Source organism: Pullulanibacillus camelliae (assembly GCF_014642655.1).
Taxonomy (GTDB): domain Bacteria; phylum Bacillota; class Bacilli; order Bacillales; family Sporolactobacillaceae; genus Pullulanibacillus; species Pullulanibacillus camelliae.
The window spans coordinates 145189-159167 of the sequence record NZ_BMIR01000007.1 but is presented as its reverse complement, the minus strand read 5'-3'; the positions used below and the strand labels follow the sequence as shown (position 1 = coordinate 159167).

The 13979-nt window shown below is 42.7% G+C and carries 10 protein-coding genes; 8 read left to right on the top strand and 2 right to left on the bottom strand.

Going from position 1 to position 13979, the window contains the following annotated elements; all coding sequences use genetic code 11:
* Nucleotides 1–73 precede the first annotated feature (73 nt).
* Nucleotides 74–820: a CAP domain-containing protein gene (locus IEW82_RS09310; RefSeq protein ID WP_188692742.1), complete on the bottom strand. Its 747-nt coding sequence runs from the start codon at nucleotides 818–820 to the stop codon at nucleotides 74–76.
* A 313-nt stretch (nucleotides 821–1133) separates the two neighbouring features.
* Between IEW82_RS09310 and IEW82_RS09305 the strand changes: the two genes are divergently transcribed.
* The 3 genes from IEW82_RS09305 to IEW82_RS09295 all read left to right on the top strand — a co-directional run bounded on the left by IEW82_RS09305 (nucleotide 1134) and on the right by IEW82_RS09295 (nucleotide 5424).
* The gene (locus tag IEW82_RS09305) at nucleotides 1134–2291 is read left to right on the top strand and encodes a pyridoxal-phosphate-dependent aminotransferase family protein (protein WP_188692740.1); all 1158 of its coding nucleotides are present in this window, start codon (nucleotides 1134–1136) and stop codon (nucleotides 2289–2291) included.
* Nucleotides 2281–3867, top strand: coding sequence for a phosphoglycerate dehydrogenase (serA, locus tag IEW82_RS09300; RefSeq protein WP_188692738.1), 1587 nt, complete (start codon nucleotides 2281–2283; stop codon nucleotides 3865–3867). The genes IEW82_RS09305 and serA overlap by 11 nt, the downstream gene beginning before the upstream one ends.
* Before the next feature lie 666 nt (nucleotides 3868–4533).
* Nucleotides 4534–5424: a C39 family peptidase gene (locus IEW82_RS09295; protein WP_229672489.1), complete on the top strand. Its 891-nt coding sequence runs from the start codon at nucleotides 4534–4536 to the stop codon at nucleotides 5422–5424.
* 76 nt (nucleotides 5425–5500) lie between these two features.
* On the opposite strand, the gene IEW82_RS09290 is transcribed toward IEW82_RS09295, so the two are convergent.
* Nucleotides 5501–6643, bottom strand: coding sequence for an HAD family hydrolase (locus IEW82_RS09290; RefSeq protein WP_188692734.1), 1143 nt, complete (start codon nucleotides 6641–6643; stop codon nucleotides 5501–5503).
* Nucleotides 6644–6889: 246 nt separating this feature from the next.
* Between IEW82_RS09290 and IEW82_RS09285 the strand changes: the two genes are divergently transcribed.
* From IEW82_RS09285 to IEW82_RS09265, 5 genes are all read left to right on the top strand, one after another.
* Complete coding sequence (locus IEW82_RS09285; RefSeq protein WP_188692732.1) at nucleotides 6890–8182, top strand: homoserine dehydrogenase; 1293 nt, start codon at nucleotides 6890–6892, stop codon at nucleotides 8180–8182.
* 2 nt (nucleotides 8183–8184) lie between these two features.
* Nucleotides 8185–9252, top strand: a complete 1068-nt coding sequence (gene thrC / locus IEW82_RS09280) for a threonine synthase (RefSeq protein ID WP_188692729.1) — start codon at nucleotides 8185–8187, stop codon at nucleotides 9250–9252.
* Nucleotides 9253–10155 (top strand): homoserine kinase, encoded by a 903-nt coding sequence (gene thrB / locus IEW82_RS09275; protein ID WP_188692727.1) that lies wholly within the window; start codon nucleotides 9253–9255, stop codon nucleotides 10153–10155.
* Between the two features lie 105 nt (nucleotides 10156–10260).
* The gene (locus IEW82_RS09270) at nucleotides 10261–11994 is read left to right on the top strand and encodes an ABC transporter ATP-binding protein (RefSeq protein WP_188692725.1); all 1734 of its coding nucleotides are present in this window, start codon (nucleotides 10261–10263) and stop codon (nucleotides 11992–11994) included.
* Complete coding sequence (locus tag IEW82_RS09265; RefSeq protein WP_188692723.1) at nucleotides 11991–13847, top strand: ABC transporter ATP-binding protein; 1857 nt, start codon at nucleotides 11991–11993, stop codon at nucleotides 13845–13847. The genes IEW82_RS09270 and IEW82_RS09265 overlap by 4 nt, the downstream gene beginning before the upstream one ends.
* Nucleotides 13848–13979 lie beyond the last annotated feature (132 nt).

The window sequence follows — 13979 nt, the reverse complement described above, 5'->3', positions numbered from 1 at the left end:
TATAAATTTCTTTATAAAAGTAAAATCAACCAGCTCGAAATGATGCTGGTTGATTTTTGTCTTTCTATATTTGTTATTTGCCAATAAACTCTTGGGTCCAATAAGAACCGTAGGAGCCACCTTTAACATAGCCGACACCAATGGTTGTGTAATTAGGATTGAGGATATTTTCACGGTGACCTTCACTATTCATCCACGCTGTGACAACCTCTTGTGGCGTTTTTTGACCTGCAGCGATATTTTCACCTGCGGATGTGTAAGAAATATTGTACGCCTTCATCATATCAAATGGAGAGCCGTAGGTGGGAGACTGGTGTGAGAAATAATTTTTGTTGACCATGTCTTGTGATTTATCTCTTGCCATTTTCGATAACTTAGTGTTGAGAGTGAGTGGCTTAAGTCCACGGCTTGTCCTTTCTTTATTTGTAAGTGTGACTACTTCCTTTTCATAAGCGCTTACTGTATCCGTTGATTTAGAACTTGGAGCGGCAGCGCTCCCTTTTGAAGGTGCTGGGGCAGCGGCCTGTTGCTTGCTTGTTTGTTGCTGTGTTGTATTGGCGGCAGCTGGCTTACTTGTGTTATTTTTGTTTTCTGCTGTTGATTCTCCATTACAGAAGCCTTTACCTTCCTTCAAGAACTTCGTATATAAGTCTTTATAATGCGATTGTAGGTCCTCTAATGATTTAAAGTTAACATGAATGACTTTCTGTTGGGTTTGCTGAGAAGGGCTGTCGGTTGTTTGCGCATTCGCTGTGTGTCCTTGAGTAAAAGGTAAGGCGACCATACCTGCGAACGCCAGCATAAGCATTTGCTTTTTCATCTTAGTTCCTCCTTGTTTACTAGATTCATAAACAGGTTTCGGAAATCTAGCGAATGGATGGGGGGTGCGCTTACTGTTGGTTAACATTACCAAGAAGGGCATGAAGCGTGAAGCCGATAAAAAACAACAAAAAATATTACTTTTTCACTTTACAGTGTAAAAGGATATTGCTAAAATTGACTAAAAATAAAGAATGAAATGATTTGAATGAATAGTAGACGTTTTGTATGATGTGCAAAAATAACAAAAATGTGCCGAGAACTTGGCAAAATGCCAAGTTTTAAAATTTCATAAGAGGCTTGGGAGGAAGATTATGATTATTAACCGATCACAAATATTAAGAACCCCTGGACCAACTCCGATACCAGAGAGCATTCAACATGCAATGTCTCAGCCAATGATTGGGCATCGGGGGAGTGCATTCAGTGATTTATATAAGGATGTTACCCGTCGCCTTCAACCTGTTTTTGGAACGAAGCAAGAGGTTTTTGTATTGACGGGGAGTGGGACCTCAGCACTTGAAACAGCCGTGGTGAATAGTACTCAACCCGGTGATGAAGTTGCTGTCATTGTCACTGGTGCATTTGGAGCGCGCTTTGCGGATATTTGTGAGGCCTTTGATCTCGTTGTTCATCGCTTAGACATTGAATGGGGCAAAGCTTGTGATCCTGAAGTGTTGCGGCAATTTATCTCAAGCAAATCAGAGTTGAAGGCTGTTTTTATGACTCATTGCGAAACCTCTACAGGTGTCTTAAATCCGATTGCTCAATTAGCAGATGTGATCCACGAAGCGTCTGATGCCCTTGTTGTTGTAGATACCGTCAGCTCAGCGGCAGGTGTTCCAGTAGAGATGGATCGAAACAGTTTAGATATTGTTGTGTCTGGTTCACAAAAAGCTTTCATGCTGCCCCCAGGATTAGCATTTATCGCTGTAAGTGAACGCGCATGGAAGGTGATTAAGGCCAATGATACAAAGGCGTTCTATCTAAATTTGGCTGCTTATCAAAAGAACCATGAAAAGGGAATGACGCCGTATACACCAGCCGTATCAATTATTTTTGGATTACAGCAAGCACTGACCTTGTTAGAATCAGAAGGTCTTGACAATGTCTATCAAAGACATGATTTATTGAAAAAAATGACACGAGCTGCTATTCAGGGACTTGGCTTGACTCTATTGACAAGTGACGAGGATGCTTCTCCCACCGTTACTGCTATTAAAGCAACAAACACATTTGACAGTGAGGGATTGAGGAAAACTGCTTCACAATCTTTTAATCTCGTTTTTGCAGGTGGACAAGGGAAACTAAAAGGGAAACTCTTTCGTATCGGTCATATGGGGGCCTGTACGCCAGCCGAACTTTTACAAACCCTCACCCTACTAGAATTATCATTGTATAAGATGGGCTACTCGATCGTACCAGGGACGGCTGCTCAGAAAGCAGAGGAGGTCCTTATCCATGACTTATAAAATTCTCATAAGTGATCCCATCAGTGATACAGGCTTAGCAGCATTAAAGGCTAGTGAAACAGTAGAGCTCAATGTACAAACCGAGCTTACAAAGGAAGAATTGGTAAAAATTATAGGGAACTATGACGGATTGATCGTTCGAAGTCAGACACAAGTCGATGCGGCTATTATTGAGGCTGCTGACCATCTTCGGGTGATTGGCCGTGCGGGGGTTGGTGTTGATAATATTGACTTAGATGCAGCAACCAAAGCAGGGATATTGGTCATCAATGCTCCCGATGGCAACACAATATCTGCTGCTGAACACACCATGGCAATGATGACAGCTCTATCCAGACAGATTCCGGATGCCTGCAAGTCTCTAAAAGAGGGCCGTTGGGAGCGCAAGAAGTTTAAAGGAGTGGAGTTGTTTAAGAAAACCTTCGGGGTCGTCGGCTTCGGACGTATTGGCATGGAAGTGGCCAAAAGAGCCAAAGCCTATCAAATGAATATACTTGCCTATGATCCGTTTTTAACCGATGAAAAAGCACGAAGAGCAGGCGTGACGAAAGCCACATTGGATGAGATTTATACCCAAGCGGATTTCATCACGGTCCACACACCTTTAACAAAAGAAACCCATCATCTTATAGGTGCGGAAGCCTTCAATAAAATGAAGGCAGATGTCCGATTGATTAATTGTGCCCGTGGCGGCATCATTGATGAGCTGGCTCTCTATCAAGCGATTAAAGAGGGAAAGGTGGCCGGAGCTGCCATCGATGTTTTTGAAAATGAACCACCTGAAAATCACCCATTGTTGACGCTCCCTCAAGTGATTGCCACACCGCACTTAGGCGCATCTACTGTTGAAGCACAGGAAAAAGTCGCTCGGGCTGTCAGTGAAGAAATCCTGCAAATTTTTAACGGAGAGCCTGCTCAGCATGCCGTGAATCTGCCCCCTATTTCTGATCAGGTGAGAAGGGCGCTAGAGCCTTATTATCAATTGAGTCGTCAGCTAGGGGTTACTGCCGTTCAGTTAGTTAAAGGGGCGCCTCAGGATATTGAAATTACTTATTCAGGTGAGCTGACAGATATTGAAACAGCACCACTCACGCGATCCATCCTACAGAGTGTGCTTGCAAAATACCTTGGCGATCATATTAATCCTGTTAATGTGAAATATTACATTAAGGAAAGCGGCGTTACCTATAATGTAAAGCGTACACAACAGTCGCACGGATTCACAGGATTGATTAAGGTGAGGCTAACTTCTGAAACCGATGAACGCTCGATTTCAGGGACATTGTTAAATGGGTATGGACCACGTATAGTCAAAATTGATGATTATAATGTTGATCTGCCAACGGACGTCCATTTGTTGTACATTGAGCATCACGATCTTCCCGGATTAATCGGACAAGTGGGTACGGTCCTTGGGGAACACCACATCAATATCGGCTCCATGCAGGTGGGAAGGAAGAGTGTCGGTGGTCACGCAATCATGGTGTTGACTATCGATAAAAATGTCAATGAAACCCCCATCGACGCCTTACAACATCTTGAGCATATTCAAGCGGTAAAACTCATAAATCTATAAAAATTTCAGACTGGGTGTATGCACATTTAATTGTAATGGTGCTACTATGTTATCTACTCTCATGATTTTTTAAATGACTTAAGGGCGGGTTGGGTACAAGACCTTGACGGAAATCCAATCCAAATTGTTTGTAAAAGAAAAAAACAAGTTCATTCAGCTGAATCAATATCATAATGGCTTTTTGACAAAAGCGTAGAAACAGCATTTTCAGTTTCTCTTTTAAAAAATTGAGGGCTTAGTTAGCTATGGGTGCGCAAAGACGCTCGCTTTCTGTTGGTGAAGCGAATCGTGCGCCATCTTGAGCGCGTATTTTGAGCTCTGCGAGGGCTTCATCTGGCCCGCTGTTCACGGTCGAGTCTCACGTATTTTTCGTTTATTTAATCGGAGTGGTGACTTAAAACAAGCAAGTTAAGTAAAAGTAAAGTAACTATTGGGCATGTGCCTGGTATTATATACCGGGTTCATGCCTTTTCATTTCCTTTTTATAACTTAGGAAAAGAGTGGATAAAATAGAGTTATGTGTCTATTAGGGGGATGCCAATCATTTTTACAGCAAGTATGGTATTTTTAATGGTCATTCACTGATTGTGAACATAGACATAAAAATAAGAGAAACATTCTTAATGAACTCTATGTAGACAATCTTCACACGTGGAGAGGATGCCTATGAGAAAAAAATTCTTACCTATTGTTTTTATCCTTATTCTGTCCGGTGCTATTATTGGAACGAGAGTCTTTAAAGTCTATTCGCAATCACTTAGCACGTCTGATCTCGTGATGTCACAGCAGACAAAAAAGAAAGCAACACCTGCAAAGCTTCAGACGAAAGAGTCAGAGGATGTCACGATGCAAGTGCGACAGCAACGATTAACTAAGGTAAAAGCAGAGCGAAGGCCTTTTAAACTGCCTAGTGAAGCCCACCTTAATGTACCACTTATCAAACAGCTGCCAGAGCTGCCTAGGGGCTGTGAGGTCACGAGCTTAGCCATGCTCTTAAATTATGCCGGCTATTCAGTTTCCAAAGAAACATTAGCAAAACAAGTCAAAAAGGATCCTACCCCTTATAAAAAAACAAATGGACATGTTCATTTTGGTAATCCCAATCATGGATTTGTCGGAGCGATGGATACCTTTGATAAACCAGGACTTGGTGTTTATCACGGACCGATCGCCGAACTCGCTGAACGGTATATGGGTGAGCGTGTTATCGATTTAACTGGGAAGTCCTTTTCTACTGTTTTAAAACAACTTGCAGAAGGAGCCCCCGTCTGGATCATCAATAATACGCTGTTTACCAAGCTTTCGGATACCTACTGGGAAAAGTGGAGTACACCAGAAGGACCTATAGAGATCACTTATAAAGAACATTCAGTGCTTGTTACTGGATATGATAACCAGTGGATTTACTTTAATGATCCTTTAGCAGGAAAAAAAGATAGGCGTATTAAGAGAGCCTCTTTTATCGAAGGATGGAAACAAATGGGGAGTCAAGCGATTTCTTATGACGTGACAGATGCAGCACAGCTCGTTAACAACACGGTTCGTCCCGCACCTTAAAATGCATTCAAATCACGAAGCCTGTGAGCATCTGCACAGACTTCGTGTGTGTTGACAGAGAAATTCTGGACCACGATTAGTTAGCAATCGTATTTAATGTAGTAATGAAGCGCTCAACCTCCAACACATTGGATAAAATCACTTCGGCATGATGGGCTTCAAATTCCTCACGAGCTGCCTCACCTGTCAATCCCGTTAGCACCGCTGCAAAATGGGCACCGATTTCTTGAGCAGCCAAACAATCTGCGAGGGAATCCCCAATAATTAGCAGTGAGTCTGCTTTAGCGAGTGGGAGAGACGCTTTTAAGACGCGTTCGGTTGCGGTTTGCTTTTTAAAGAACCCGTGCAGATAAGTATAGGGATGAGGTTTACCGAGTGGAAGGTACTCAGGAAACTGTCGCTCTGCCTCAATAACATCTGTTGCTGTTACCATGCGATCAGGGTCAATATAGTCAAGGAGGCCTAATGCTTTTAATGGTTCGTGGCTCTCTATTGCTGGTCGTCCTGTGCCAATCCCGATAACAATTCCCTGGTCCCGAATTTTCTTAAAAAGCTGTTGAAGCTCTTCGGTTGCTGCCAGTGGAATTTCCTCTTGCAAAAATCCGTGTTTTCCAGCCTGATAGGCTTTTTTTCCAATGGATGTCTCAATAAAAGCATCGCCGAGATACCATTCTTGATAGGTTTCTTGACCGATTTTCCACAGGGTGCCACTTCTAGAGAACAGTTTAGACGTGCGGCCCAATTTTTCTTCACAGATGGTGTCGATATAAAGTAATAAATCTTGTTTTGTACCGGGGCTTTTTTCGAAATCAGTGACAAACAACTCAAAGTTTAGTGGCACGTCTTTAGGGAGATGTGGTGCGAGTGCTTTAAGCGCTTGGCGGTCGATATCAGTACGGCTGAGAAAGGCTTCTCTTACTGGAGCAGATACATATTGTAATAAAGAAATAAGCTGATAGGAAAAGGTCAAATAGACCATATCCCAATTTGAATTCATCCCCCTTGATTTCATGAATGAAAGCACACGTTCGCCTGCGAACACTTCTTGTCTTTTTGTTCGTATGAATGCATCATTAGGAGTAACAGTAAAGTGTTCGGACCGAATATTGAGATAATTAGGGCTTTGCAGGAGCTCCCAAACAGATAGCGCTGAGGCATCAAAGCAGCGCTCTTCACTGAGTAATACACCATCAATATCAAATAAAACCGTTTGAATCATCTCTTTCCCTCCACAAGTTCATAGCGATAAAGAATTAAAGAATACTAGTTTTTTATAAGACTAACATATTTCCTATGGGAAAAGGCAATTATTTTAAAGAAAAATGTGAGTGTAAGAAAATTTCATGATGTATGCGCTATCATGTTAAAAATAGAAAATTTGCCCTTGATTGAAAAGAGTTAACTTACTATAATATTCTCTATACATCTATGTGAATACGGAAATGGTTTTTTAGGAGGAATCTTTTTGAAGCAAATCAATGTTGGTCTGTTAGGGTTTGGCACAGTAGGCAGTGGTGTTTATCGAATTTTAAATCAACATGAAGAAGAGCTCAAGCAAAGAGCAAATGCAACGATTAAGATCAAAAAAATCCTTGTGAATGATATTGAAAAAAAACGTGCTGTAGAGGTCGATCAGCATGTGTTTACACAAAGTGTTGATGAGGTGATTGCCGATCCTGATATCGATGTAGTGATTGAAGTGATGGGAGGCATCTCAGAAGCTCGAGATTATATTCTATCCGCGCTGCGCCATCAGAAGCATGTTGTGACGGCCAATAAAGATTTGCTTGCTTTATATAGTGGAGAGCTCCTGACAACAGCTGCTGAAAATCAATGTGATCTCTATTATGAAGCCAGTGTTGCAGGTGGGATCCCCATTATTCGCAGTCTAGTTGGCGGATTGGCTTCTGATCGAATTACGAAGATGATGGGCATTGTTAATGGTACAACCAATTATATTTTAACTCGAATGACTAAGGAGGGCGCTGACTATCAAAGTGTTCTAGAGGATGCACAGGCACTTGGTTTTGCTGAGTCTGATCCGACTGGTGATGTTGAAGGGCTCGATGCCGCTCGAAAAATGGTCATCCTAAGCACATTAGGCTTTTCGATGAAGTTTGAATTGGATCATGTCACAACAGAAGGCATTTCACAAATTACTGCACAGGATATCGATTATGCTAAGCGGTTGGGGTATACCATAAAGCTTTTAGGAATTGCCCAGCATGATGCCTGTGGGGTAGAGATCAGTGTGCAGCCGTCATTGCTTCCCAATGATCATCCGTTATCCTCTGTAAATAACGAGTATAATGCGGTCTATATTTATGGAGAGGCCATTGGTGAGACAATGTTTTATGGCCCTGGGGCTGGACAATTGCCCACTGCAACAGCTGTTGTCTCCGACTTGATTTCAGTCATTCAAAATAAACATATGGGCGTGAACGGTCAAGGCGTTGTACTTCCTCATAATCCAACTCGGTTAAAAAGTGATAAGGAGATTTATTCAAAGTACTTTTTGCGTTTCCAGCTAAAGGATGAAGCCGGTGCTTTTTCAAAGGTGACTGCCTTACTCGGTAAATATCAAATGAGTATTGAAAAGCTTATTCAGCACCCTTTGGAGCAGCAACAAGGTGTAGCTGAGATCGTGATGACAACCCATCGCACGAATCGTCAAGCTGTCAACGATGTATTATCCGAATTACAATCATTAGATGTTGTTTACGATGTCCTGTCAGGATATCGAATTGAGGGGGAATAGACATGGCCATGTGGAAGGGACTTATAGAAAGCTATCAATCATTTTTACCAGTAACAGAGAAAACACCTCGATTATCTTTACGAGAAGGCAACACTCCGCTGATTCCGCTTGAGAAACTTTCAGATCGATGGGGAGTTGAGTTATATGTCAAATATGAGGGAGCTAATCCAACGGGTTCCTTTAAAGATAGAGGCATGGTGATAGCAGTTGCCAAAGCTAAGGAAGAGGGCAGTGAGACGATTATTTGCGCATCAACGGGGAACACATCGGCCTCAGCAGCAGCCTATGGGACTCGGGCTGGACTGCGCACTGTGATTGTCATTCCAGAAGGAAAAATTGCCCTCGGTAAGCTGGCACAAGCCACTATTCTCGGCGCAGATATTTATGCGATTAGAGGGAATTTTGATCAGGCTCTGGAGATGGTGCGCAGCATCAGTCAGACGGAGAGGATGACATTGGTGAATTCTGTCAACCCTTACCGTTTGGAAGGCCAAAAAACAGCAGCGTTTGAGGTATGTGATCAACTGGGTGAGGCACCTGACGTATTAGCTATTCCTGTGGGTAACGCTGGAAACATTTCAGCTTATTGGAAAGGGTTCAAAGAGTACCATGAGGTGAAGGGGACAGGCTTGCCGCAAATGCGTGGTTTTGAAGCGGAAGGAGCGGCTGCCATCGTTCGCAATCAAGTCATTCCCAATCCAGAAACCATTGCGACCGCCATCCGTATTGGCAATCCGGCAAGCTGGCACTTAGCAGTTGATGCCGCAGAATCCTCTCAAGGCAAAATTGATGAAGTCACGGATCAAGAGATTCTTGAAGCCTATCGTTTATTGGCACAAACAGAAGGGGTTTTTGCTGAACCTGCCTCATGCGCATCTATTGCTGGTGTCAAAAAGCAATTGGCAAGTGGTGAAATTAAAAAAGGGGCCAAGGTTGTTGCTGTCCTGACCGGAAATGGATTGAAGGATCCAACAACAGCAATTGATGCAGTAGCCGTTGAACCGACCGTTATTGATTGTAACGAAGCGGCTTTAATAGAGCAGCTTAGAAAACAATCAGGAGTTTATTAAATGAAGCGCTGGAAGATGCGAGTACCTGGAAGCACGGCCAATCTTGGGACAGGCTTTGATTCCATTGGCCTAGCTATCGATAGGTACCTCACCTTAGACATACATTGGGCGAATGACTGGAACTTTTCTTACGTAACCCCAGGACATGAAATGCTTCCAAATGGTAAAGCCAATTTAATTTACAAGACCTTAGTATATACACTGAATCACTGGGATGTAGAAGCAGATGATCGTGCTTGTCATGTCACCATTGAAAGTGAACTTCCATTAGCAAGAGGCTTAGGAAGTAGTGCTGCCGCAATTGTTGCAGGTATTGAATTGGCTAATATTCTTTACGAACTCCGTCTTACCTCAGAAGAGAAGGTAAGAGTGGCCAGTCTTCTAGAGGGACATCCAGATAACGCTGCTGCCTCTGTCTATGGTGGATTAACGATAGGCACCCATGATGACACAGAAACGGTGGTGCTTCCATGTGGTTCGATTGATGTCGATCTCATTTGTGTGGTTCCCGATGAGCAGCTGTTGACTGAAGCATCACGACAGGTTTTGCCCGAATACATGAATTTTCGGAAGGCCATAAAAGGCTCAAGCCTGGCAAACGTTATGGTTGCCGCATTATTAAGAGGGGATTATGAGAAAGCAGGAGAGATGATGATCAGAGATGTATTTCATCAGCCGTATCGTCATTCCCTAGTCCCTCACCTATTGCCGCTTATCGAGTTTGCAAGTGAACGTCATATTTACGGTGTGGCTCTTAGTGGAGCGGGACCTGCGGTGATGTGCTATGTAAAAAAAGGAACAGGACCTGCGATCTTATCTGACTTACAGCACGCCTTTAACCGCTATGAAATGGAGTTACTGCAAATTGACAGAGAGGGCGTTATGGTTGAAAGAATAGAATAGTTTGCGTTGAACCACTTGATTAGAGTTGTCAGGTGGTTTTTTTATGATAAAGTATAATTAGTATACTTTGCTTACTATTTAACCATTAGGATAGGAATGAATGTGATGTTAGCTCTTTTCAAGTTTTTCAAACCTTATAAATGGTTTATTTTAGCTATATTAATCTTCACCCTTCTTCAAGCGCTTTCAAATTTGTATTTACCAACATTAATGTCAGATATTGTTGATAAAGGTATTGTGAATAATGATATCTCTTACATCATAAAAATTGGCATCTACATGCTGATCATATCAGTGATTGCTGCTGTTTTCTCTATCATTACAAGCTTTTTATCAGCTAAAACAGCGATAGGCTTCGGCAGAGATGTCCGAAATGAGATGTTTTCACGTGTAGAATCCTTTTCTCTTCAAGAATTTGATACGATCGGAACAGCCTCGATCATTACGCGTACGACAAATGATATCTTACAGGTCCAGCAGGTATATATGATGATTTTTCGTGTCATGATCACCGCTCCAATGATGTGTATCGGTGGCATTGTGATGGCACTCTCAAAAGATAAAATGCTATCGCTTGTCGTTATTGTTGCGATGCCCATTCTTTTTGTCATCATTTGGAGTATAGGTAAGCGTGGTATGCCTTTGTTTAGAGCTATTCAAAAAAGGCTTGATCGCATGAATCTTGTGCTTCGCGAGCGCTTGACAGGCATTCGTGTCGTTCGAGCGTTTAACCGCAGTGACCATGAGGAGAAGCGATTCGAGAAGGCCAATCACGATTTGGCGGCGTCTGCAATTAAAGTCAATAAGATTATGGCAATGATGATGCCTTCAATGATGCTCATTTTAAATCTTGCTACCATTGCGATTGTATGGTTTGGCAGTATTCGGATTGATCATGGGCACATGCAGGTTGGGGATCTGATGGCATTCATTCAATACGCTATGCAAATCATGTTCTCATTGATTATGCTTTCCATGATGTTTGTCATGGTTCCTCGGGCGTCTGCCTCCGCGACCCGTATCCAAGAAGTGTTAACAACAGAGCCCTCGATTATTGAAGATGGAGCGGTAGAAGCCGAACAGCCTATTAGTAGGAAAGAAGGAATAACCTTTCAGAAAGTGACCTTTAATTATCCCGGTGCTGAAAAACCTGCACTAGCGGATATTACGTTTACTGCACGCCCTGGAGAGGTGACAGCGATTATCGGTGGGACAGGCTCCGGCAAATCAACGCTTTTAAAACTCATTGAGAGGTTCTATGATTATCAAGAAGGTCAGATTACTATAGGGGGACGCGAGATTACTCAGTGGCCGCTCAAACAGTTGCGCAGTCAGATTGGTTATGTTCCCCAGAAGGTTGCGCTTTTTTCTGGAACAGTTAATGAAAATATTAAATTTGGTAAGAGAGAGGTAAGTGACGAGGAGATTAGACATGTGGCTCAGGTTGCTCAAGCTTCTGAATTTATTGCGCGAATGAAAGAAGGCTATGAGACCTATCTGACTCAAAACGCTAGTAATCTTTCTGGTGGGCAGAAACAACGCCTATCAATCGCACGCGCCTTGATACGAAAGCCAGCCATTTATCTCTTTGATGATAGCTTTTCTGCTCTCGATTATAAAACGGATGCTGCGCTGCGATCTGCACTTGTTGAGGAGACTAAAGAGGCGACCATGCTAATTGTTGCGCAAAGAGTGAGCACAGTCATGCACGCCGATCAAATCATTGTGCTGGAGGATGGTCATATGGTTGGTATCGGTACTCATGAGCAGTTACTTAATGAGTGCAGCGTGTATAAAGAAATCGTCGCATCACAGATCAAAGGGGAGGGAATTGCATGAGTCAAACCAATCGTGGGCGTGGTCCAGGCCTTCGTGGCGGACGCGGGCCAGGCGCTCCCTTCCCAGTCGAAAAGCCCAAACAATTCAAGCAAACCTTACGGCGTTTGCTCAACTATTTAAAACCATATAAGTGGCGGTTGTTGAGTGTCTTATTTGCAACCATTATTAGCACCCTCTTTACAATTTATAGTCCTAAGCTTCTTGGCAAAGCCACTACAACGATTTTTGAAGGATTCGTGTCAAAGCAAACGGGAGCACTAGGAGGAGGCATTGATTTTCAGTCTCTCTTACACCTCTTATTGATTTTGCTTATGCTCTATGTCCTCAGCTCCTTATTTAATTATTTACAGCAATATATCATGGCTGGTATTGCTCAAAAGGTCGTCTATGATATCCGTGAGGAAGTCAATAAAAAGCTTAAACGGCTTCCTTTACGTTATTTTGATGCCACCCCGCACGGCGAGGTACTCAGTCGCGTTGTCAACGATATGGAGAATGTCGGAAATACCCTTCAGCAGAGCTTAACTACCATGATTCAATCGCTTGTCACGATCATTGGTATCATTATTATGATGTTGACCATCAGTCCGTTGATGACCTTGATTGTTGTCCTGACTATCCCTCTGAGTCTTTTTGTCTTGAAGCCGATTACTCAACGCTCACAAAAGCATTTTAAGGAGCAACAGAAACAGCTCGGAGCTCTTAATAGTCATGTAGAAGAGATGTTCACGGGGCATGAAATTGTAAAAGCTTATGGTCATGAAAAACAGTCGATGGCCCGTTTTGGATCCATTAATGCTGAGTTATATCAAGCGGGATGGCGGGCGCAATTTATTTCTGGTATGATCATGCCACTCATGATGTTTATAGGTAATCTAGGCTATGTGTTTATCTGTATTGTCGGCGGCGTGCTTGTCACGCGGCAAACCATACAAATTGGTGATATTCAAGCGTTTATCCAGTATGCACGACAATTTACACAACCCATTAACCAGGTTGCAAATATTTCAAACATCATTCAGGCAACGATTGCTTCGGCTGAACGAGTATTTGAAGTATTAGACAAGCAAGAAGAAGAGCAGCTCACCTCTAAGCCGGAGGTCCTTAGCTCGCCGAAGGTCGAGGTTCGTTTTGAACATGTTCACTTTAGCTATCGTCCAGATGAACCGTTGATTGAGGATATGTCGATTGATGTCAAGCAAGGACAATCGATTGCCATTGTTGGCCCCACTGGAGCGGGAAAAACGACACTTGTCAATCTATTAATGCGTTTTTATGAAGTGGATAAGGGTCGGATTACTATTGATAATGTCGATATTACCAAGATGGATCGTGGGGACTTAAGAAGCTTGTTTGGAATGGTGCTTCAAGAGACTTGGCTCTTTAATGGCACCATTAAAGAGAACATTGCTTACAGTCAAGATCATGTCAGTGACGAGGCTATTGTTAAGGCAGCGGAGGCAGCTTTTGCTGACCATTTTATCCGCACCCTTCCGGAGGGGTATGAAACGGTTTTAAATGAAGAGGCTTCAAATATTTCACAAGGTCAAAGGCAGCTCTTAACCATCGCTCGCGCCATCCTGGCTAATCCTACCATTCTTATTCTTGATGAAGCGACAAGCAGCGTGGATACCCGCACGGAAATTCATATTCAACAAGCGATGGATAATTTATTAAAGGGACGGACGAGCTTTATCATCGCTCATCGTTTATCCACCATTCAGAACGCTGATCTTATCCTTGTCATGGATAATGGTACGGTTATTGAACAAGGTACGCACAATGAATTGTTAGAGCGTCAAGGGTTTTATGCAGAGTTGTATCATAGTCAATATCAACAGGCGACTTCTTAAAAAATTAGGGCTAGGCAAAGACCTAGCCCTCTTTTATACTTTAAAGGAGTAGAAGATTTAATCATACCTAAATCGTGTGACAGATTAAATCAGCCATCAAGCCTAGTTATAAGAGAAAGACAGTTTTTAAGG